Here is a 21026-nt window from a genome sequence, read left to right on the forward strand (position 1 = left end):
CAGCCTGGTGTCGTAAGGTCGGGCGGTGCCCGATTCCGTGACGAGCCGCACCAGCGCGGCCACCAGACCACCACGTAAGACCCCGAGCGGCCCGCCGCTCAAGACGAAGGCCGAGAAACGCGCCGAGGCCAAGGCGGCCAAGGCCCGTGCCCGCGTGCTGGCGAAACGCCGTCAGACGCTGACCGTGCTGGGTGCGGCGGCGGTGGTGCTGGCTCTCGTCGTCGGGCTGGTCTACTGGATCGGCAACACGTCGGCGGATCCGGCCACCGTCGCCTCCTCCGCGACGCCGACCGTGGCGGCCACCGCCGAGCCCGCCGCCGAGGGCACCGCGTCGAAACCGTTCCCGCCGGTTCCGGAGGGCGCTGACCCGGCGCTGAGCACCAAACCGGCCGCGACCGCGGGCAAGGGCACCGTCTCCGCGCTGAAGACGACGACTGTCATCGAGGGCAAGGGCGCGGCGGTCGAGTCCGGTCAGACGATCGAGGTCAACTACGTCGGTGTGACGTATGCCGACGGCAAGGAGTTCGACTCGTCGTGGAGCCGCTCCGAGGCGTTCAGCTTCGCGATCGGCGCCGGCAACGTCATCCAGGGCTGGGACAAGGGCCTGCTCGGCGTCAAGGTCGGCTCCCGGGTCACCCTGGACATCCCGGCCGACCAGGCCTATGGCGAGAGCCCGTCCGGTGGCCAGCCGGCCGGCGCGCTCCGCTTCGTCGTCGACGTCCTGTCCGCCTCCTGACCCCACCCATGGGTCACTCCGGCACACCCGCCGGGGTGACCCATGCTCCGTTTGCCGGGGTGCTGGTTCACGATGAGCGGCGACGACAGGACGGTCCGGCGGGCGGTTACTCCTTGATGCCCATGTGTTCGATCGGTGGGACGCGCAGCAGGCGGGCGACCGGCAGGATCGTGGTGGCCAGCGCCAGGACCGCGGTTCCGCCGAGAACGGTGACATAACCCAGCGGCGGCACGTACGGCACGAAGCTCCCGGTCAGCGCCCGCACCACACTGCTCAGGGTGAGGGCCGCGATCACGCCGCCGAGCAGGACGGCCGTACCGAGCAGTCCCAGCTGTTCCGCGTTGATCATGCGTTTGACCTGGCGGCTGGTGACCCCGGTGAGCCGCAGCACGGCGAGTTCCCGGCGCCGGGCCAGGGCCGCCATCACCATCGTGTTGGCCGCCGCGACCGCCGTGTACCCGACCATCACCGCGATCAGCAGCCGGTTCAGCCAGGCGCTGAGGGCCAGGTCCCGGGCCAGGCCACCGGTCAGGGCGGCGCTGTCGACCACGGTGGCGCGGTGCTCGGCGGCCACCTCCGCCAGCGCGGCGTCGGCCGACGGCGGGGCGCTGACCAGGATCTCGTCGTCGAGGCCGGTGCCGGTGTGGCCGAGGACCGCGGTGCGGGGCAGGACGATGTCACCGAACGCGAGCCCGTTGCGGTAGACGGCGACGACCCGCAGCTCGAGCGGGGTGCCGTCACCGAGCCGGACAGGGACGTTCTGCCCGAGCTCCCAGCCGAAGGTGGACGCCTGGGTTTCGGAGATCGCCATCGTGCCGTCGCCGAGGGCGGCCAGGTCACCGGACGTGACACCGAGGTCGAGGGTCTGGTCCAGGCCGGCCGGGTCCACGGCACGGGCGCCGAAGACCTCGCCGTCGCCCATCAGGGGCAGGACGACGCTGGTGTGCCGGACGGGGGTGGCCGCCCGTACGCCGGGAACCGCTCGAACCGCGGCGATCGCCGCGTCGGACAGCCCGTCGGCCGGGACCAGCGCCCGTGTCGCGAGAAGTCCGTCCCGGCTCTGCGCGACCGCCTGACGCTCCAGGTTGTTCTGCAGGAACCAGACCGAGCCGCCGAAGCCGACCGCGAGCACCAGGCAGGTGAGCACGGTGGCGGTGCCGCGGGCGTTGGCCCGCAGGTTGGCGGCGGCCAGGTAGCCGCTGGCGCCGAAGATCGCCCGCAACGGGCCGGCCAGCAGCCGGGCGGCGGCGGTGTTGATCCAGGGGGCGAGCAGCCCGACGGCGAGGACGAACAGGTAGAGCATGCCGAGGGCGGCGCCGAGCGCGGTCTGCCCGCTGCCGGAGACCGCGGCGGCGGCCGTCGCACCGGCGGCGACCAGCGCGATCAGGCCGCTGATCAGGCGGACCTTCCCGGCGGTGCCGGGTTCGACGGCGGCCTCACCGAGGGCTTCGGCGGGGCGGATGCCGGTGACCCGGCGGGCGGCGAGGAGCCCGGCGAGGACGGCCGAGATCACGATGGTCGCGGCGGCGGCCGGGGCGGCGACGGCGCCGGGCAGCATCGGGAAGCCCTCGGGCAGGAACCCGCGCCCGGTCAGTTCGCCGGTCAGCCAGTGCGCGGCGGCCAGGCCGGCGGGCACCCCGAGCGCCGCGGCGATCACGCCGACCAGCGCGGACTCCGCCATGATCATGCGGCGGACCTGGCCGGGGGTGGCGGCGACGGCCCGGACCAGGGCCAGGTCGCGGCGGCGGTGCCGGACGCTGAGGCCGATGGTCGCGGCGACCACGAACACGATCAGCATGATCACGTAGCCGCCGAACGAGGCGCCGACCTGGACCAGCAGGGTGGCGGCGGACCGGTCCGCTGATCGTTCGGCGACACCACTCTGCGCGCCGGTGAGCACCGCGACGTCCTTCCCGGCGATCTTCTGGATCCGGGTCTGCAGGGCGGCGACGTCGGTGCCGGGCGCGGCGAGCACGCCGATGGCGGTGACCGTGCCGGAACGCGGGTTGACGGCGGCGGCGTGGGCGTCGCTGAAGAAGGCCACCCGCGGCCCGTCGACCAGACCACTGACGGTGTACGTCCGCAGCGTCCCGCCGACCACCAGGTCCACCGGCCCGCCGAGCGGTGCGACCCCGCTGTTCACCACCACCTGACGGTCTCCGGCCGGGGCTTTTCCGGACACCAGCTGGTACGGGGTGAGCACCGCGCTCCCCCAGCCCCGCGCCGTGACCGGTCCACCGTCGGCGCCGGTGACGGTGATGTCGTCGTCCACGGCGATACCGGCGACCCCGTCCACGCCGAGGATCTTCCCGGTCAGCGCGACCGGAACCGTGCCCTCCGGCAACGCGACCGTGCTGGTGTGGGTGTCCCCGAACTCCCTGCTGACGAACGTGGTGTCCGGCCGGGCCACCACGAGATCGGCGGCGGCGTACCGCACCGGTTCCGGGGTGTAACGCAGTCCGGATTCGATCAGGGTGCCCATCGCGGTCAGGATCAGCGCCCCGAGGGCGAGCGCCAGCAGCGTCGCGATCGACGAGCCGGGCCGGTGGCGCAGCATGCGGGCGGCGAGCGCGGTCATCGGGTCGCTCCCGCCGGGTCGGCCGGGCGGCGGCCGAGGGCGGCCAGGTGCTCGGCGATGCGGGCGGCGCCCGGCTGCGGCATGTCGTGCACGATGTGGCCGTCGGCGAGGACCATGACCCGGTCGGCGTACGACGCGGCCACCGGATCGTGGGTGACCATGACGACGGTCTGACCGTGCTCGTCGACGATGCCGCGCAGCAGGATGAGGACCTCGGCGGCGGTGTTGGTGTCGAGCGCGCCGGTCGGCTCGTCGCAGAAGATGACCTCCGGCCGGGCGGCCAGGGCGCGGGCGATGGCGACCCGCTGCTGCTGCCCGCCGGAGAGCGCGGCCGGCCGATGCCGCAGCCGCTGTCCGAGGCCGACCCGGTCGACGACCGCGCTGATCCACTGCCGGTCCGGGCGTGCCCCGGCGAGTTTCAGCGGCAGGAGGATGTTCTCCTCGACGGTGAGCGCGCCGATCAGGTTGAACGCCTGGAAGACGAAGCCGATCCGGCCGCGCCGCAGCTCGGTCAGTTTCGTCTCGGACAGCGTCGACAGTTCGGTCCCACCGATCCAGACGCTGCCCTCGGTGGGCCGGTCCAGCCCGGCGGCGGCCTGCAGCAGGGTGCTCTTGCCGGAGCCGGACGGTCCCATGATCGCGGTGAAGGTGCCGCGGTGGAACGTGGCGCCGACTCCGGCTAGAGCCCTCACCGGTTCGCCGTCGGCCTGGTAGACACGGGTGAGCCCGTGCACTCGGACCGCGGGTTCGCTCTGGACGGACATCTCTCGACCTCTCCGCTGTGGATGCTCTTCGTGCTGGGAGAGAGTCTTCTGTCCGGAGGGATCAGGCGGAATGAAGCGTGCTACCCGACGGGGGTACAGCCAGCACTACTTCCGCTGGTCGTTGAGGTAGTGCAGGACGGCGGTGACCCGGCGGTCGGCGCGGTCGTCCGGGGACAGCCCGAGCTTGGCGAAGATGCTGCGGATGTGTTTGTGCACGGCCCCGTCGGTGACGAACAGCTTCTCGGCGATCGCCGCGTTGCCCAGCCCTTCGGCCATCAGGCCGAGCACGTCGCGTTCCCGGGCGCTGAGCCGGCTGACCGGGCTGTCCGGGCGGGACCGGGACAGCAGCTGGCCGACCACCTCGGGGTCGACGGCGGTGCCGCCGTCGGCGACCCGGTGCAGGGCGGTGAGGAACTCGTCGACCCGGCCGACCCGCTCCTTCAGCATGTAACCCAGGCCGCTCGACCCGTGCGCCAGCAGATCGGTGGCGAAGGCCTGCTCGACGTAGGCGGACAGCACCAGCACGGCCAGCTTCGGCTGCCGTTTGCGGGCCTCGACGGCGGCGACGATGCCCTCGTCGGTGTGGGTCGGTGGCATCCGGACGTCGACGATCGCCACGTCCGGCTGGTACTGATCGATCGCGGACAGGAACGGGCCCGGCGAATCGGTGGTGGCCACCACGTCCAGCCCCTCGGCCCGTAACAGCATGGCCAGACCCTCGCGCAGCAGGGCGTCGTCCTCGGCGATCACGATCCGCACGGCAGCTCCACGTCCATCCTCGTCGGCCCGCCGGTCGGGCTCGACATCATGAAGCGGCCATCGTAGGCGGCCACCCGCTGCCGGATCCCGCCCAGCCCACTGCCACCGGTCTCGTCCGCGCCACCCTTGCCGTCATCGACGACGCTCAACAGCAGACGATCCCCTTCCCGCCGTACGATCACCCGGGCCGAAGTGGCCCCGCTGTGCTTGGCGACGTTGGTCAGCGCCTCGGCGACCACGAAGTAGGCGGTGGCCTCCACCGACACCGCACACCGGCCGGGCACGTCGACGGTCAGCTCGCACGGCACCGCGGACGTGCCGGCCAGCCCGGCGAGCGCCCCGGCCAGGCCACGGTCGTCGAGCACCGGCGGGAGGATCCCGCGGACCACCGACCGCAGCTCGGCGAGCGCCTGTTCGGTGGCCTCCTGGGCCCGGTCCAGGATGTCGGCGACCGCGGCCGGGTTGCGGTCGGTGGCCCGGCGGGCGGCGCCGATCAGCACGTTCACCGCGACCAGGCGGTTCTGGGTGCCGTCGTGCAGGGAGCGTTCGATCCGGCGCAGTTCGACGGCGTGCGCGTCCAGGGCGGCGGCCCGGGTCAGGGTCAGCTCGGCCACCCGCAGCGCCAGGTCGACGTCGTCGGGCGGGCCCAGCAGCCGCCGCCCGGGGAGGGCCTGGAGGCGGGCGATGGCCGGGCCCAGCCAGATGGTGATCGCGACGAACAGCGCGCCGATCAGCCACACCACCGCCGCGTCGGCGAACCCGTCGATGCGCCAGACGATGAACCCGGGGCCGCCGTCCTCGGGTTCCAGGGCCCGGTACCAGAGGGGGAACGACGCGTACTCGACCGCGTAGATCGGCAGGGAGATGCCGATGGCGCCGAGGAAGAAGCCGGCCGTGCCGTGGATGCCGACCCAGCCGGCCTCGCACCGGACGGCCGGGTCACGCAGCGCGTCGCGGATGCCCTCGGGCAGCGGCGGCGGCCCGACCACCGGCGGTCCCCACCGGGTCAGCCGCGCGCGTTCCCGGTCGGCGACCGCCCGCAGCACCCGCGGGACGGTCGGCACCAGCAGCAGTCCCACCCCGACCGGCACGGCCAGCAGCACCAGCACCGTCCAGGCCAGCGCGACCAGGGCCAGCAGGGCGGTACCGAGCCCGCCGACGATGTGTTCCAGGCCGTCGACGGCGATCCGCAACCGTGGGAGAAGTCGGGGCATCCGTCAGACGATAGTGAGCGTCCCGGCCGGGCACAGTAGCGCAGGCTGTACCTTCTTCGTGGCGGTGGCGGGATGGTCGCGGCCACCGCCGATCCCTAGCGTCGAAGCCATGAACGAGAAACTCCGCCCGGTCCTGTGGCTCCTGCTCATCCTCGGCCTCGCCGCCAACGCGGCCGCCTCCACCATCGGCGCCCACCAGCTCGTCGGCTCCGTCTTCGGCCTTGTCGCCCTGGCATCCGGCACCGGCCTGGCGATCCACCACTATCGTTACCGGAGGCAGTGAGCCAAGGGTACGCGGGCGGCTCAGGGCGGGTGTGTGCCCACCGTCGATCTCCACCGGACGAACCCCGAGCGGCTCACGGACGACCCGGTGCAGGTAGCCGGGCGGGAACAGGCGGTCGTCGCGACAGATCACCACCGTCGTCGGTACGCCGGGCCACTCCCGCATCGGTGTGGGCTCCCGCAGCCGCACCTCGGAATGTGCCCGCCCACGGCCGCGTGCCTCGGCGGCCAGTTCCGCGGGAACGTCCTGGAATGAGCACGAAGGTGGCCGTCACCCCACCCTGTATTCATTCGCATTCATCGGCTTGACGAGTATCGCCGTGGCCGGATCAACGTCGGGTGCATGTGCGAGAACCGGCAGTTCACTGCTGGAGAGACCGGCGAGTTCGAGCGCGGCCTGTGCCGACGGGTGGGCCGAGCGAATGGACTGCCCGTTGGCGACCGCGGCGTAGAACTGGGCGGCGTAGGCAATCGCGGTGATAACAACGCCATGGTGTTGCTTGTCCACATCCTTCTCGAATTCGATCAATTTGTCGTCGCTGTGGCCGGTGAAGTGGACGATGTGCGGCCTGAACCTCGTGATTCCGTCGAGAAGATCACCCGTGGTTGCGGCCGGCCGATGATCCAGATCGATCGAATCGCTGTGGAGCGCACTCTCCACCGCTGCACGGATTCGCTTCTGCTCTCGCCCGATTCGAAGATCACCAGCGGATGCCGCGCCGAGAAGCAGGATTCGATATTGACTCGAACCCACCGGTCAGACTCCTTCAGCCCCAACGATCAATAGTCAGCGGGCATATTTCCGCACTCGGAACCGGAATCTAATCCCCCGACCGGGTCACAGATGGGGACCGCGGTCGATCTTGAGGTCGCGTTCCAGCTGGGTGATCGCGGTGCGCAGGTCGTCGAGGCGCTGGCTGATGACTATCCGGTCGAACTCGTCGGGGATGCCGTCGTTGTCGTCGTCGGTGGCCATGTGGGTGGTCATCTCCAGGCGGCGGGCCTCCTCCATCGAGTTCACGATCACGCCGATCAGGATGTTGACCAGCACGTTCACCGTGATCAGCACGTAGCTGACGTAGTAGACGAGCGTCCACGGCGACAGTTCCAGACCGGACTCGATCAGGTCCGGCAGGGTCTCCAGGGACAGCAGCACGAAGAGGGTGAGCACCGCGGCGCCCAGCGTGCCGTACTGGTCGGGGTCGGACGCGCCGAAGATCAGCCACCCGGCCATCCCGTAGACGTAGAGGGTGACCAGGGCCAGCGCCAGGAACCCGCCGACGCCGGGCAGGCTGCGCAGCAGGGCGGTGACGATGGTCCGCAGCCCGGGTGAGAAGCGGACCAGCCGCACCACCCGGGCGATCCGGATCACCCGCAGGGCCGCGGTGTCGCCGTGCAGGCCGGGCAGGAAGACGGCGGCGATCACGATGAAGTCGAAGACGTTCCAGCCGTGCCGGAAGAACTCCCGCGGGTTCCGGCCGTACGCCAGGATCCGGATCGCGATCTCGGTGACGAACACGGCCCGGAACACGTATTCGATCCCGTGCAGCCACGGCACCATGGACTCCGCGTGCGGGTAGGTCTCGACCGCCAGGAGCAGGGCGTTGGCCCCGATCACCAGGACGATGGCGACCTCGAACGGCCGGGATTCGCTGATCCGGCCACAGAACCGGGCCACCGGGTGCATACGCGAAATAGACGATCTTGGCACCCGGTCACCCTACGTCCGGCGGGGTCAGCTGAACGTGTTGGTCTGGGTGTTCCCGTCGCCGATCTGCACACCCTTGGCATCGGTGATCCGGACGTCGTATTTTCCCTCGGGCTGGAGCGCCCGGGCCAGTGCCACGATGTGCGGGTCGGTGTCGGCGCCGAGTTGTCGCAGGTGTTTCGCGAGTGGTTTCGCCCAGGTGTCCGGGTCGTTCTGGTGCTCGGCCAGGACCAGCGTGGCCGCGGGCGTCCCGGCGAACCGCTCGGCGACCGCCGCCCGCAGTGCGGTGCCGGAGTTCCCGTGTGCGACGGCGGTGAGCGCCCGGACGATCAGCGTGACCGGTTCCATGGTGTCCAGTCTGTCAGCGGAGCTGCCCGGCGGCCAGACCACTCTGGACCTGGCGGTGAAAGACGAGGTAGCCGAGCAGCACCGGGAGCATGGCGATGGTCATGCCGGCGAACAGGCCGCTGAAGTCGCCCTGGTACCCCTCGTTCACGGCGAGCGCGGTCAGCCCCTGGGCGAGCACCCAGCGACGTTCGGCTCCCTCGCCTTGCATGAGCACGATCGGCAGGACGTACTGGTTCCACTGGAACAGGAAGTTGAAGATGCCGACGCTGACCAGTCCGGGGCGGGCCATCGGCAGCATCACCCGGAAGAACAGGCCGAAGTGGCCGCAGCCGTCGACCATGGCGGCCTCGGCGACCGAGGTGGGCAGGGTGCGGAAGAAGGCGGTCAGGAAGAAGACCGTGAACGGCAGCGAGTACGCGGCGTAGACCAGGGTGAGTCCGGGCAGGGTGCCGAGCAGCCCGAGGTTGCGGACCACGAAGAAGAGCGGCACCAGGGCCAGGAAGACCGGGAACATCATCCCGCCGACGAACGCGTAGTAGACGATCCGGTTGCCGCGGAACCGGTAGCGGGCCAGCACGTACGCGGCCATCGCCCCGAGCAGCATGGTCAGCGTGAGGGCGCCGGTGACCACGACGGCGCTGTTCAGGAAGTACCTGCCGATGTGGGCCGAGGTCCAGGCGCGTTCCCAGTTCTCCCAGCGCAGCCGGGCCGGCAGGCTCCACGGGTCGGTGAGGATCTCGTCGTCGCTCTTGAACGAGCCGAGCACCGCCCACACCAGCGGCAGCGTGGTGAGCAGCGCCCAGGCGATCAGGAAGACGTGGGACAGGCGTTTCACAGCTCCACCCGGTCCCGTCTGGTCACCTGGAGGAACATCGCCGCCACGGTGAGTGTCAGGAAGAACATGGCGACACCGATCGCGGAGGCGTACCCGAACTGGCCGTCGCCGAAGGCGGTCTTGTAGAGCCGCAACCCGACCACGTCCGACGACGAGCTGGGCCCGCCGTCGGTGATGATCTGCACGATCGCGAAGCCGTCGATGGCGATGATGGCGAGGTAGACCCAGGCGACCTGGATGGTGACCCAGAGCAGCGGCACGGTGATCCGGACCAGGGTGGTGACCCGGTCCGCGCCGTCCAGGGCGGCCGCCTCGTACAGCTCCCGCGGGATCGCCTGCATGGCGGCACTGAACAGGACCACGTAGAAACCGACGTTCATCCAGATCAGCACCGTCAGTACGCACCAGAAGGCGAACCGTGGATCACCCAGCCAGGCGACCGCCAGATCGTCCAGGCCCACGCTCCGGAGCAGTCCGTTGATCATCCCGGTGTGCGGGGCGTACATCTCCTTCCACAGCACCCCGATGATCGCTACCGAGAGCACCTGCGGGAAGAAGTAGACGACCCGGTAGACAGCGGCCCCGCGCACCCCGTGCACGGTGATCATCGAGGCGAAGAAGAGTCCGAGAAGGATCGTCACCACCGGCAGGAAGAGCAGGAGCAGCCCGTTGTGGCGCAGCGCGTTCCAGAACCAGCCGTCGCCGAGCAGCCGCCGGAAGTTGTCCAGGCCGACGAACTCGAAGGTCGGTGACAGCCCGCTCCAGTTCGTCGCGGAGATCTGGAACGCCTGCGCGTACGGCGAGACCACGAACAGCCCGTACAGCAGCAGGGGTGGCACCAGGAACGTGAGAAGGAAGATCCGCCGCACGTTACGACCGCTGGTATTTCTTGATCGCTGGATCCTTCGCGAACTCGTCGGCGGATTTCTGCACCTTGTCGCACCACTGCGTGGCGTTGATCCGCTTGGCGAACAGTTCGGCGCTGGCCCCGTCCACCCGCTCGCGTTCGAGCTTGCGGTAGTAGGACGAGTAGAGCCAGGTGAACGCGCCACCCTTCGAGGCGTCGATCAGCTCGGTGACCGAGGTGAGCCCCGGCCCGAGCGGGATGCCCGCACCGGCTCCCTGCACACAGGTGAGGCTGCTGACCCGCCGGGTGAAGTCGGCGGCGCCGGCCTGCGACAGCATGACCCGCAGATACTCCAGTCCGCCGCGGGTGTTCTTCCCCTGGGCGGGCACGATGAACGGCTCGCTGCCGGTGCCGCGGAACGTCTCGTACGGCAGCTTGTCCGCGTTCGACAGCGCCGGGGTCGGTGCGACGGCCATCCGGAAGCCGGCCGGGGTGACCGCCTTCTGCTCGTTCTCCAGCCAGGAGCCGCAGGACAGGAACGCGGCGTTGCCCCGGCACCACTCGGTCTGCGACTGCACGTGGTCCATGCCCTCGGCGCCGGGTTGCAGGAAGCCGTCCACCGCGAGCTGGTAGTACGCCTCGGCGGCGGCGACCACGGCCGGATGCTTCCACGCGTTCGGTTCGAGGTTGTCGATGGCCAGGATCACCTCGAGGCCGCCGAGCTTGGCCGCCGACGCGAGGATCGGCCAGCTCAGGTAGCGCGAGTGTTTGCCCGGATAGGTCCACGGCGCGATCCCGGCCGCCTTGATCGTCCGGCACAGCGCGATCATGTCGGTCCAGGTCCGCGGATACTCCCAGCCCCGGGACTCGAAGAGCTTGCGCGAGTACCAGATGCCGTAGGCCGAGTAGGCGTAGTTCAAGGACAGGAATTTCCCGTCGTACGATCCGACGTCCACGATCCCGGGCAGCAGCGCGTCCCGGACCTTCTTCGCCGGATCGTCCAGGCTCGGGGCGTCCAGGAGTTCCCCCAGGTCGGTGAGGGCGCCCTGGGCGACGAGCCCGTTGAAGTCGATCTGGCTGCCGCCGGAGTTGTTCACCACGTCCGGCGGATCCCCGGCGACGAACCGGGGTTGCAGCGTCTCGGCGATCTGCTGGGTGGCCGAGTGCTTGATCTGGGCTTTCGGATAGCGCTGCCGGTACATCGCCTGATGCGCCTTGGCGTAGTCCTCACCGAACCCGCCGTTGAAGATGACCACTTCGAGGGCGGCGTCCGCCTTGACCCCGAGCGGGTTGTCCGCGCTGGTCTCCCCCTTGACGCCCTCGGTCGTGCCGCCGCCGCCCAGGGCGCACCCGGCCAGCCCGCTCGCCGCCGCCACACCCACGGCGCCCTGCAGGAGGCCGCGCCGGCTCATCGCAGTGGTCATCTCTCGACTCCGTCCGTCAATCGTGTTGAGGGGTCCACCCGTCCGCCGTGCCGACGGGACCGATTCCGGCGACGAGCACGCCGCGGCCCTGCGAGACGGCGTCGGTGCGGTAGGTGAAACGAAGCGCCGACCCGGGCGGTACGGCGGGGGTGGCCGTCCACCAGCGCCGTTCGCCGTAGCCGCTGAGCACCCCGGCGCTGGTGGCCCGCCGGTGGCCGGAGCGCAGGTCGAGGGCCGCGGGTCGCCACCCGACCTGATCGGCGGAGAACTCGACGGTGAGGGTGTCCAGACGGGGCTGGGTGTCGTACCAGAGCTGGAAGGAACCCGGACCACCACCGGCCGTGAGGGTCGAGACCGCCCCGTCGCGGAACGCGGTCCGCCAGACCGGGCCCCCGCCGGACGGCGCGGCGATCGGGCGGGCGTCGGCGAACGCCCTGGCCAGCGCCGCGCGGGCGGCCGTGTTGGGCCCCCACGCACGATCCGGGTGCACCCGGTTGCTGAGCAGGACGAGGAACGACTGATCGAGGGGGTCGATCACCACCGACGTGCCGGTGAACCCGGTGTGCCCGAAGGTGACCGGCGAGGTCATCCCGTCCATGTAGACGTGCTTGGCCAGTTCGAAGCCGAGCCCGCGGCTGCTGTCCGGGTAGCGGTCCAGCAGGTCGGCGTTGTAGTTCACCAGCGCCTGGCGGATCCGCGCGGCGGGCAGGATCCGCTCGCCCCGGTAGATGCCGCCGTTGAGCAGCGTCTGGCAGAGGATCGCCAGGTCGTCGACGGTGGAGAAGATCCCGGCGTGCCCGGCGACGCCCCCGAGCGACCAGGCGTTCTCGTCGTGCACCTCACCACGGACCAACCCTCTTCCCGCGTACGGCTGGAACTCGGTGGCCGCGGTCCGGTCCACGGCCGTGGGGCGGAATCCGGTGTCGCGCATCCGCAGCGGCCCGGTGATCCCGGCGCGGACCAGGTCGGCGAGTGGTTTCCCGGCGACCCGTTCGACCAGCACGCCGAGGTCGATCAGGCCGATGTCGGAGTAGGCGTACTGCCCGCCCGGCGTGGTCCCCGCGGTGGCCGGGGTGCTCAGGGCGGCGGCGAGCCGGGTCTCCGGGGTCGGGTGGGTGGAGTGGAAGGGCCGGAACGGCGGGAGTCCCGCGGTGTGCGTGAGCAGGTTCCGGACCGTCGCCCCGGGCACCCGGAACTCCGGCAGGTAGGCGCTGACCAGGGCGTCCAGGTCCACCCGGCCGGCCTCGACCTGCTGCAGCACCACGATCGTGGTGAACAGTTTGGTGATCGAGGCGAGGTCCCACAGCGTGTACACCCGCGCCGGGACGCGCTGTTCGGGCGGCAGTTCGAGGGCCGGCGTGGCCCAGCGGACCGCGTCGCCGACGGCGAACCGGGACACCACGACGCCGTGCCGGGCGGCGAGCACCGCCGCGCCCGCGTAGCTGGGATGGCCCGGATGATCCGGAGTGGGCGCCAGATAGGACGCGGCGATGTCCGGAATCGACTCGATCGGGCCGGGCCGCAGACCCGCTTGACGGGGTGTTCCCTGATGTAGCACGTCACTCCGGAAGGTGATTTCGTCCGGGCTCACGGCCCGCACCGGTGATCCGATCATGAGACCGGCCACCATACCGAGCAGCACGAACCGCAGCTTGATCATCAACGCCTCTCAATACGCCGACCTGTCGAGGATGAATGTTTCCTTCACGACTCGCAAGAGGAGTGAAGGTTATTGCCATCCGCCGACCCTGCGGCTACCTTCCGACATCATGCGAACGCGTACGGTCGCTTTCCTCACCGTCGCCGCTTTGGGGGTCGGACCGGCCACCCCGGCGGTGGCCACGCCGCATCCGATCAACGCCCTGATCGCGCGGATGACACTGCCGGAGAAGATCGGGCAGCTCTTCACCACCACCGTGTACGGCGCGACCGCGACCACGTCCTCGCCGGACAACACCCGCCGGTACGGGGTGGACACCCCGGCCGAGGTGGTGGCGAAGTACCACCTCGGCGGCGTCGTCTACTTCACCTGGACCGGCAGCCTGCAGAACCCGCGCCAGATCGCCGGCCTCAGCAACGGCCTGCAGCAGGCGGCCGGAAAGATCCCGCTGGCCATCTCCACCGACCAGGAACACGGCGTGGTCACCCGGATGCCCGCGCCGGCCACCCGGTTCCCCGGCGCGATGGCCCTCGGCGCCGCCCGTGACCCGGCCGGCGCCTACCGCACCGGGCAGATCACCGGCGCCGAGCTGCGCGCGGTCGGCGTCAACCAGGTGTGGGCCCCGGTCGCCGACGTCAACGTGAACCCGGCCAACCCGGTCATCGGCGTCCGCTCGTTCAGCAGCGACCCCACCCTGGCCGGCACCCTCACCGCCAACCAGATCCGCGGGTTCCAGCAGGGCGCCGGGATCTCGGCGAGCGCCAAACACTTCCCCGGGCACGGCGACACCGCCACCGACAGCCACACCGGACTGCCCGTCATCAACCACAGCCTGGACGAGTGGCGGCGGATCGACGCGCCGCCGTTCCGGGCCGCGATCGCCGCCGGCGCCGACACGATCATGAGCGCGCACATCGTGGTGCCGGCCCTCGACCCGTCCGGTGACCCGGCGACCCTGTCGAAACCGATCATCACCGGGAGGCTGCGCGGGGAACTCGGGTACCGGGGTGTGATCGTCACCGACTCGCTGGAGATGCAGGGCGTCCGGGAGAAGTACGGCGACGACCGGGTGCCGGTGCTCGCCCTCGAGGCCGGGGTCGACGTGCTGCTGATGCCCCCGAACCTGGATGTCGCGTTCCGGGCCGTGCAGAAGGCGGTCGCCGACGGGGAGCTGACCGAGGCCCGCGTCGACGAGTCGGTGCGCCGGATCCTCACCCTCAAGCAGAAGCGGGGCCTGCTGAAACACACGCCGGCCGACCCGGCCGCGGCACAACGGATCGTCGGGTCGGCGGCGCACGTCCGTACCGCGCAGGCCGTCACCGACCGCACCGTGACCGCGGTCCGCAACGACGCCCGTCTGCTGCCGCTCACCGTGGCCGGGAAACGGCTGCTGGTCACCGGCTGGACCTCGGCCACCTACGACACGCTCGGCGTGCTGGCCCGGGAACTGGGCGCCACCGCAGTGCCCACGACCGATCCGGATCAGGCCGCGGCGGCCGCCCGGACGCACGACGTGACGGTGGTGCTGAGCAACAACGGCCAGCAGCAGGCGCTGGTCGCGGCACTGCTGACGACCGGGAAGCCGATCGTCGTGGTGGCGGTCCGCAATCCCTACGACCTGACCGGGCTACCCGGCGTCACCACCTATCTGACCACCTACGGCTACACGGATGTCTCGATGAAAGCACTCGCCAAGGTCCTCACCGGAGTCGTGCCGCCCCGCGGAAAGCTGCCGGTGGCGATACCCGGGCTGTACCCGTACGGCCATGGCCTGACCTGGGGTGTGAAATGAACAGGCGGGCGCTGCTCGCGGGCGGGGCCGGAGTGCTGCTGCCCGCGCCCACCGCACCGGCCGGCACCCCGCGGACCGGCCTGGAGAAGCTCGCGGACGACGGATGGGCCGCCGTCCGCGGGGAGAAGGTCGGGGTCGTCTCCAACCCGACCGGCGTCGACCGCGACTACCGGCACCTGGTCGACCGGATGCACGCCGACGGTGTCACCATCGGCGCGGTCTTCGGCCCGGAGCACGGTTTCCGCGGGTCGGCGCAGGCCGGCGACTCCGAGGGCACGAGCACCGACGCCCGCACCGGCCTGCCGGTCCACGACGCCTACCTGGCCACTCAAGCCAAGTGGGAGCAGATGTTCCGGGCGACCGGGGTCCGCACGATCGTCTTCGACATCCAGGACGTCGGCGCCCGGTTCTACACCTACATCTACACGCTGTACGACTCGATGGCCGCCGCCGCGAAGCTCGGCCTGCGCTACGTCGTGCTGGACCGGCCCAACCCCACCGGTGGGCAGGCCTACGGCCCGATGATGACCGACGGTCACGTCTCCGGGGTGGGCCGGCTCAAGATCGTGCAGCAGCACGGGATGACCGTGGGTGAGCTGGCCCGGTTCTACACCGGCGAGTTCGGACTGCGGACCCGTCTGGAGGTGATCAGGTGCGAGGGCTGGCACGGGCGGATGTACGGCCGGGAGGCAGGTCTGCCCTGGGTGCTGCCGAGTCCGAACATGCCCACTCCGGAGACCGCGCTGGTCTACCCCGGCACCGGCATGTTCGAAGGAGTCGCCGCGCTCTCCGAGGGGCGCGGCACCACCCGGCCGTTCGAGCTGATCGGCGGGCCCGGCTTCGACTACCGCTGGTGTGACCGGGTGGTCGCGCTCGGCCTGCCCGGAGTGCGGTTCCGCGAGGCCTACTTCACGCCCACGTTCAACAAGTTCACGAATCAGCTCTGCGCCGGCATCGAGGTCAAGGTCGTCGACCCGCGGCGGTACGACCCGATCCGCACCGCCGTGGCCATGCTGGTCGAGGCGCGCAAGTCCCCTTCGTTCGCCTGGCGCGTCGACAGCGGCACCCGGTACTTCATCGACCTGCTCACCGGTTCGGCCCGGCTGCGCACCATGATCGACGCGGGGGCGCCGTACCCCGAGGTGGCCGGAGCCTGGGCCGGGGAGCTGGCCGCTTTCGATCGGCGGCGTAAGCCCTACCTGCTCTACTCCCGGCCCGGCTCGTAGTGGGCCGACCTCGTCTCCAGGTCCGGCTCTCAGCGGGTCAACCTGGCATGGGTCACCGACGCCACGGGGGCGCCGGTGACCCGCGAGATCGCCAGCGCGGCCGCCCCCGCGGCGCCGTCCCGTGCCGTCCGGGGCTCCGCGCCGGTGCGGGCCAGCAGACCTGCCCGGACCTGCCGCGCGACCGGGCCGGGCGTGAGCAGCACCGATCCTGCGAGCACCACGACCGCGCCGGGTGGCGGGCCGACGTGGTCGAAGGTGTGCAGGAGGCGGCCGGTGGCCGTGGCGCAGATCCGCACGGCCACCGCGTCGTCCTGTTCGGCGGCGGCGCTCACCGCGGGCGCGAACCCGCCCAGCCGGGCCGGCGGCATCGCGAAGGTGGCCGCGATCAGCGCCTGCGCCATCTCCTCCCGAACTCCGCCGGTTTTCTCCCCAGGCGTTCCGCCAGCCTTCTCCCCGGGCATTCCGACAACCTTCTCCGCGGGCGTTCCGACGGCTTTCTCCCCGGGCGTTCCGCCGGCCTTCTCTTCGGGCGTTCCGCCGGCTGCGGCGAAGTGGGCGATCGCGGCGTCCACCAGGGACGTCGGCTCGCCCCGGCCGTCCAGGGCCGCGAGGACCGCCCGCAGCGCCCGCACCGCGATCCACACCGCCGACCCCTCGTCGCCGAGCAGCCAGCCGTAGCCGTCGCAGCGCTGTTCCAGGGCGCCGGCGGCGAACCGGGCGGCCAGCGCGCCGGTCCCGGCCAGCAGCAGCACCCCGTCCGGTTCCGGGGTGCCGGCCGCGAACGCCACCTCCAGATCGGTCACCGTGCCCAGCTCGCCGGTCAGCCCGGCCGACCGCCAGGCCCGCCCCGCCGCCGCCCGGAACGCCTCCCGCCCCGCGCCCGACGAGCCGGCCGCCCCGAGCACACCCGCTGCTATCGTGGCGCGGTCGATCCGGCGCAGCGCTTCGGTCAGGGCCGCCTCGATGCTCGCGCTCACCTCGACGCCGCTGCTGTTCCGGTTGGCCCCGCCGGCCGTGCCCCGGCCCACCACCGTGCCGTCGACCGTCGCGACCACACACCGGGTCGTCGTCGCTCCCGCGTCGACACCGATCACCATCCCCGTACCCATGGATGAAGGATATTGACGATCTGTGCCGAGCAAAGGAAAGTTTTCTCCATGACAGTCCGGAAGCGTGGCACAGCCGAAACGGTGGTGCGGGCTCGCGGCCTGCTGCCGTCCCTGTCCCCGGCCGAACAGCGCGTCGCCCGGGTGATCATCGAGGAGGCCGCCACCGCGTCCCGGCTCACCATCACCGACCTCGCCGAGCGGGCCGGTTCCAGCGAGACCACGGTCATCCGGTTCTGCCGGGCGATGGGCTTCGCCGGCTACTCCGAGTTGCGGCTCACCCTGGCCGCCGAGGCCGGCCGCCGCGACGAAGCGGTGGAACAGGTCGGCGGCGACATCAGCCCCGGTGACGACCTCGCCCAGGTGATCAAGAAGATCGCCTTCGCCGACGCCCGCGCCGTGGAGGAGACCGCCTCCCAGATCGACGTCGCCGTCCTGGAACAGGTCGTCGACCTGGTCGCCGGAGCCCGCCGGGTGGACATCTACGGGGTCGGCGCCAGCGCCTTCGTCGCCACCGACTTCCAGCACAAACTGCACCGCATCGGCCGGGTCGCGTTCGCCTGGAGCGACACCCACGTGGCGATGAGCAGCGCCGCCCTGCTCGACGAGCGGGACGTCGCCTTCGGCATCTCGCACACCGGCGCCACCAGCGACACCATCGACGCGTTCACCCAGGCCCGGATCCACGGCGCCCGCACGATCGCGCTCACCAACTTCCCCAAGTCGCCGATCACCACGGTCGCCGACCTGGTGCTCACCACCGCGGCCCGGGAGACCACCTACCGGTCCGGGGCGATGGCCAGCCGACTGGCCCAGCTCACCGTCATCGACTGCGTGTTCGTCGGCGTCGCGCAGCGCACCTATCAGCAGACCCGGACCGCGCTCGACGCCACCTACGCGGCGGTACGCGACCGGCGGATCAGCCCCGACCGGAGGCGCCAGTGAGACCGGCCTTTGCAAGTGAACGGTTGTCCCGGACGGAACAGCGCAACCCGCGCAGCACCGGCCTGGACCGGATGTCCACCCTGGAGGTACTCGAACTGATCAACAGCGAGGACCGCACCGTCCCGGACTCGGTCGCCGCGGTGCTGCCGCAGCTGGCCGCCGCCGTGGAACTCGCGGTGACCGCGCTGTCCGCCGGCAACCGGGTGCACTACGTCGGCGCCGGCACCTCCGGCCGGATCGCGGTGCTCGACGCGGCCGAGCTGATCCCCACGTTCGGCCTGGAACCCGACCGGGTCGTCGCTCACATCGCCGGTGGGCCGCCCGCGCTGACCCGGCCGTCCGAGGCCGCCGAGGACGACGAGGCCGCCGGTTCGGCGGTGGTCACCGCAGTCGAGGCGGGCGATGTCGTCGTCGGGGTCACTGCCAGCGGTCGTACGCCGTACGTCCACGCCGCCCTGACCACCGCCCGGGCGCACGGCGCGCACACCGTCCTGATCTCGGCCAACCCGGCGGCCCCGATCGCCCCCGCGGCGGACGTCCACATCGCCCCCGACACCGGCCCCGAGGTGCTGACCGGCTCCACCCGGATGAAGGCGGGCACCGCCCAGAAGCTGATCCTGAACGCCTTCTCCACGGCGACGATGGTCCGGCTGGGGCGCACCTACTCGAACCTGATGACCGACATGCTGGCCTCCAACGCCAAGTTGAAGGACCGCCGTCTGCGCATACTCGCCGAGGCCACCGGCGCCGAACCGGACAGCTGCCACGAGGCCCTGCTCGCGGCCGGCGGGGACGCCAAGGTCGCCCTGCTGACGCTGCTCTCCGGCACCAGTCCCGACTCGGCGGCCCGCGCTCTGGCGGTAACCGAGGGGCACGTCAGCCGGGCGCTGCGGCTACTGGCCGTCAACAGTGCCTAGCTTTCCGTCACTTCGTCGGCGGCCAGGCCTTCTTGTCCACCGCCAGCCACGGTTCCCGGGCCGCCGCGCCCGGGGCCGAACCGGCGAACGCCACCACGTCCCGGTTCAGGTGGGACTGGTCGGCGTACCCGCTGTCGGCCGCGACCCGGGCGGCGGGCTCCCCGGCGACCAGACGGTGCACGGCATGGTCGAAACGGATCAGCCGCGCGGCATGTTTGGGCAGCACGCCGAGCTGCGCGGAGAACCGGGACCACAGCCGCTTGCGGCTCCACCCGACCTCGGCCGCCAGCCCGTCGATCCGTCCCCGGCCGTGCCCGTCCCGGATCCGCCGCCACACCCGGGCCACCTCGGGATCCGCCGTAGGCCCCGGCCCGCTCCGCCCCGGCCCGCTCCGCCCCGGCCCGCTTCGCCACCGCCTGGCTAGCGCCGCTTCGACCAGCGCGAACCGTTCGTCCCAGGATCCGGCGTGATGCAGCCGGTCAGCGAGCCGTGCCGCCGACCGGCCCCACACGTCGCCCAGGTTCACCACGCCGTCGTCCAGGTCACCCGGTGGCACACCCAGGAATCCGGACGCCACCAGTGGGGACAGCCGCACCTGCACGGCCTGGAATCGCTCACCCCGGACCCAGAACGCCCCGGACCCGAACCCGACGCCGGCCACGAAGCCGTCCCGGCGCTGTCGCCCCGAGGCATCGGTCACCACGAGCGAGCCGCCACCGAACTCCAGGGCCAGCGTGACAGCCGGATGAGGGATGGCCCGCTGACCGGTAGTGATCACCCCACGGTCCCGAAACCCGGCCATGCCGACCCCGGGCAGCCGACTGGCCCGCCCCGGCCGGATGACCTCCCACACGCTCGCATCATCGCCCGGGAACATTCGTCCAATCAACCCGGAGCCGCAGCGCCGACAGTGGACACATGCCTCTCCCCTGCGATCTTCACGCCGTCCAGGACGGCCCGCCGGACGCCCCGGTGATCGTGCTGGTCCACGGCCTGGCCGGGTCCACCCGCTGATGGGACGACGTGGTTCCGGCCCTGGCGACCACGGCCCGCGTCATCCGGATCGACCTCCCCGGTCACGGCCACTCCCCCGAACCGTCCGACGGCGACCACTCGATCCCGCGTCAGGGCCATCACCTCGCGCGGGCCCTGGACCGGCTCGGCGTCCAGCGGGCAGTCGTCACCGGCCACTCCACCGGCGGTTACGTGGCCACCGCCCTGGCCGAACAGCGCCCCGAACTGGTGACCGCGCTCGCCTTGATCGACACCGGCCCCGATCGGGACGCCTTCGTCTCGGACGGCCCGGCCGGCAAGCTGCTGCTGGCTCCGGTGCTGGGCCCCTTGCTGTGGCGACTGCGCACCGACGGACTCGTCCGTCGCGGCCTGAGCACCGCGGTGGCCCCCGGTTTCCCGATCCCGCAGCGCCTGGTGGACGACACCCGCGCCCTCACCCACCGCACGCTGACCAGGACATCGCAGGAATCCGAGGACTACCTGCCACTCCCCACCCGGCTGACCGAACTGGGCAAGCCCCTCCTGGTCCTGTTCGGCGACCGGGACCAGAGATGGCGCCCCGCATCAGCAGCCCGCTACCAGCCCATCCCCGACACGACCGTCGAACTGCTCCCCGGCGTGGGCCACTCCCCGATGATCGAGGCCCCCACCCGTACCGCCGAATTCCTGATGTCCTTCCTGCTCCGAACCCGGTGACGGAGCCGGCACCCGCACTTGACGAAAGCCCTGACCAGTGGTCCGCTGACCCCGACCCCGAACTTCGAGGACACGCTGTCCCGAATCCTCGTCGGCCTGCTGGGCCGGTGACCGACCGGCGGCACGCATGGTGATGCCCCCGGCCGCGGGTGGCGGTCCGGGGGCATCAGTGGGA

General features: G+C 71.3%; 20 protein-coding genes. 7 read left to right on the plus strand and 13 right to left on the minus strand.

Going from position 1 to position 21026, the window contains the following annotated elements; genetic code table 11:
- Positions 1-25: 25 nt before the first annotated feature.
- The gene (locus Aco03nite_RS36775) at positions 26-736 is read left to right on the plus strand and encodes an FKBP-type peptidyl-prolyl cis-trans isomerase (protein WP_203804555.1); all 711 of its coding nucleotides are present in this window, start codon (positions 26-28) and stop codon (positions 734-736) included.
- A 106-nt stretch (positions 737-842) separates the two neighbouring features.
- On the opposite strand, the gene Aco03nite_RS36780 is transcribed toward Aco03nite_RS36775, so the two are convergent.
- The 4 genes from Aco03nite_RS36780 to Aco03nite_RS36795 all read right to left on the minus strand — a co-directional run bounded on the left by Aco03nite_RS36780 (position 843) and on the right by Aco03nite_RS36795 (position 6051).
- Positions 843-3314 carry an ABC transporter permease gene (locus tag Aco03nite_RS36780; protein WP_203804557.1) on the minus strand — a complete coding sequence of 824 codons (2472 nt, stop codon included), beginning with the start codon at positions 3312-3314 and terminating at the stop codon, positions 843-845.
- Complete coding sequence (locus Aco03nite_RS36785; protein ID WP_203804559.1) at positions 3311-4078, minus strand: ABC transporter ATP-binding protein; 768 nt, start codon at positions 4076-4078, stop codon at positions 3311-3313. The genes Aco03nite_RS36780 and Aco03nite_RS36785 overlap by 4 nt, the downstream gene beginning before the upstream one ends.
- Positions 4079-4183: 105 nt before the next feature.
- Positions 4184-4837 (minus strand): response regulator transcription factor, encoded by a 654-nt coding sequence (locus tag Aco03nite_RS36790; protein WP_203804561.1) that lies wholly within the window; start codon positions 4835-4837, stop codon positions 4184-4186.
- Complete coding sequence (locus Aco03nite_RS36795; protein WP_203804563.1) at positions 4825-6051, minus strand: sensor histidine kinase; 1227 nt, start codon at positions 6049-6051, stop codon at positions 4825-4827. Before Aco03nite_RS36795 ends, Aco03nite_RS36790 begins: the two co-directional genes overlap by 13 nt.
- A gap of 109 nt (positions 6052-6160) precedes the next feature.
- On the opposite strand from Aco03nite_RS36795, the gene Aco03nite_RS36800 reads away from it, so the two are divergent.
- On the plus strand, positions 6161-6334 hold the full coding sequence (locus Aco03nite_RS36800) for a hypothetical protein (RefSeq protein WP_203804566.1): 174 nt from the start codon (positions 6161-6163) through the stop codon (positions 6332-6334).
- Positions 6335-6604: 270 nt separating this feature from the next.
- On the opposite strand, the gene Aco03nite_RS36805 is transcribed toward Aco03nite_RS36800, so the two are convergent.
- The 7 genes from Aco03nite_RS36805 to Aco03nite_RS36835 form a co-directional block, all read right to left on the minus strand.
- Positions 6605-7087, minus strand: a complete 483-nt coding sequence (locus Aco03nite_RS36805) for a hypothetical protein (protein ID WP_203804569.1) — start codon at positions 7085-7087, stop codon at positions 6605-6607.
- Positions 7088-7171: 84 nt separating this feature from the next.
- Positions 7172-8020, minus strand: coding sequence for an ion transporter (locus Aco03nite_RS36810; RefSeq protein WP_203804572.1), 849 nt, complete (start codon positions 8018-8020; stop codon positions 7172-7174).
- A gap of 48 nt (positions 8021-8068) precedes the next feature.
- Complete coding sequence (locus Aco03nite_RS36815; protein ID WP_203804575.1) at positions 8069-8389, minus strand: RIP homotypic interaction motif-containing protein; 321 nt, start codon at positions 8387-8389, stop codon at positions 8069-8071.
- A gap of 13 nt (positions 8390-8402) precedes the next feature.
- Positions 8403-9224 carry a carbohydrate ABC transporter permease gene (locus Aco03nite_RS36820; RefSeq protein WP_373872664.1) on the minus strand — a complete coding sequence of 274 codons (822 nt, stop codon included), beginning with the start codon at positions 9222-9224 and terminating at the stop codon, positions 8403-8405.
- Positions 9221-10093 (minus strand): carbohydrate ABC transporter permease, encoded by an 873-nt coding sequence (locus Aco03nite_RS36825; protein WP_239145740.1) that lies wholly within the window; start codon positions 10091-10093, stop codon positions 9221-9223. The genes Aco03nite_RS36820 and Aco03nite_RS36825 overlap by 4 nt, the downstream gene beginning before the upstream one ends.
- Position 10094: 1 nt before the next feature.
- Positions 10095-11495: an N-acetylglucosamine/diacetylchitobiose ABC transporter substrate-binding protein gene (gene ngcE / locus Aco03nite_RS36830; RefSeq protein WP_239145741.1), complete on the minus strand. Its 1401-nt coding sequence runs from the start codon at positions 11493-11495 to the stop codon at positions 10095-10097.
- Between the two features lie 16 nt (positions 11496-11511).
- Positions 11512-13155: a serine hydrolase domain-containing protein gene (locus tag Aco03nite_RS36835; RefSeq protein ID WP_203804577.1), complete on the minus strand. Its 1644-nt coding sequence runs from the start codon at positions 13153-13155 to the stop codon at positions 11512-11514.
- A 109-nt stretch (positions 13156-13264) separates the two neighbouring features.
- Between Aco03nite_RS36835 and Aco03nite_RS36840 the strand changes: the two genes are divergently transcribed.
- On the plus strand, positions 13265-14947 hold the full coding sequence (locus tag Aco03nite_RS36840) for a glycoside hydrolase family 3 protein (RefSeq protein WP_203804580.1): 1683 nt from the start codon (positions 13265-13267) through the stop codon (positions 14945-14947).
- The gene (locus Aco03nite_RS36845; RefSeq protein WP_203804583.1) at positions 14944-16173 is read left to right on the plus strand and encodes an exo-beta-N-acetylmuramidase NamZ family protein; all 1230 of its coding nucleotides are present in this window, start codon (positions 14944-14946) and stop codon (positions 16171-16173) included. The genes Aco03nite_RS36840 and Aco03nite_RS36845 overlap by 4 nt, the downstream gene beginning before the upstream one ends.
- A gap of 29 nt (positions 16174-16202) precedes the next feature.
- Here Aco03nite_RS36845 and Aco03nite_RS36850 read toward each other — a convergent pair whose 3' ends face one another.
- Positions 16203-17282, minus strand: a complete 1080-nt coding sequence (locus Aco03nite_RS36850) for an N-acetylglucosamine kinase (protein ID WP_203804586.1) — start codon at positions 17280-17282, stop codon at positions 16203-16205.
- Between the two features lie 48 nt (positions 17283-17330).
- On the opposite strand from Aco03nite_RS36850, the gene Aco03nite_RS36855 reads away from it, so the two are divergent.
- Both Aco03nite_RS36855 and murQ read left to right on the plus strand, forming a co-directional pair.
- Positions 17331-18224: a MurR/RpiR family transcriptional regulator gene (locus Aco03nite_RS36855; RefSeq protein ID WP_203804589.1), complete on the plus strand. Its 894-nt coding sequence runs from the start codon at positions 17331-17333 to the stop codon at positions 18222-18224.
- A 23-nt stretch (positions 18225-18247) separates the two neighbouring features.
- On the plus strand, positions 18248-19141 hold the full coding sequence (gene murQ, locus Aco03nite_RS36860) for an N-acetylmuramic acid 6-phosphate etherase (protein WP_239145742.1): 894 nt from the start codon (positions 18248-18250) through the stop codon (positions 19139-19141).
- 7 nt (positions 19142-19148) lie between these two features.
- On the opposite strand, the gene Aco03nite_RS36865 is transcribed toward murQ, so the two are convergent.
- Positions 19149-19994 (minus strand): helix-turn-helix domain-containing protein, encoded by an 846-nt coding sequence (locus Aco03nite_RS36865; RefSeq protein ID WP_239145743.1) that lies wholly within the window; start codon positions 19992-19994, stop codon positions 19149-19151.
- Positions 19995-20164: 170 nt separating this feature from the next.
- Between Aco03nite_RS36865 and Aco03nite_RS36870 the strand changes: the two genes are divergently transcribed.
- Positions 20165-20851, plus strand: a complete 687-nt coding sequence (locus tag Aco03nite_RS36870; protein WP_203804592.1) for an alpha/beta fold hydrolase — start codon at positions 20165-20167, stop codon at positions 20849-20851.
- Positions 20852-21026 lie beyond the last annotated feature (175 nt).

The organism is Actinoplanes couchii (assembly GCF_016862075.1).
Taxonomy (GTDB): Bacteria; Actinomycetota; Actinomycetes; order Mycobacteriales; family Micromonosporaceae; genus Actinoplanes; species Actinoplanes couchii.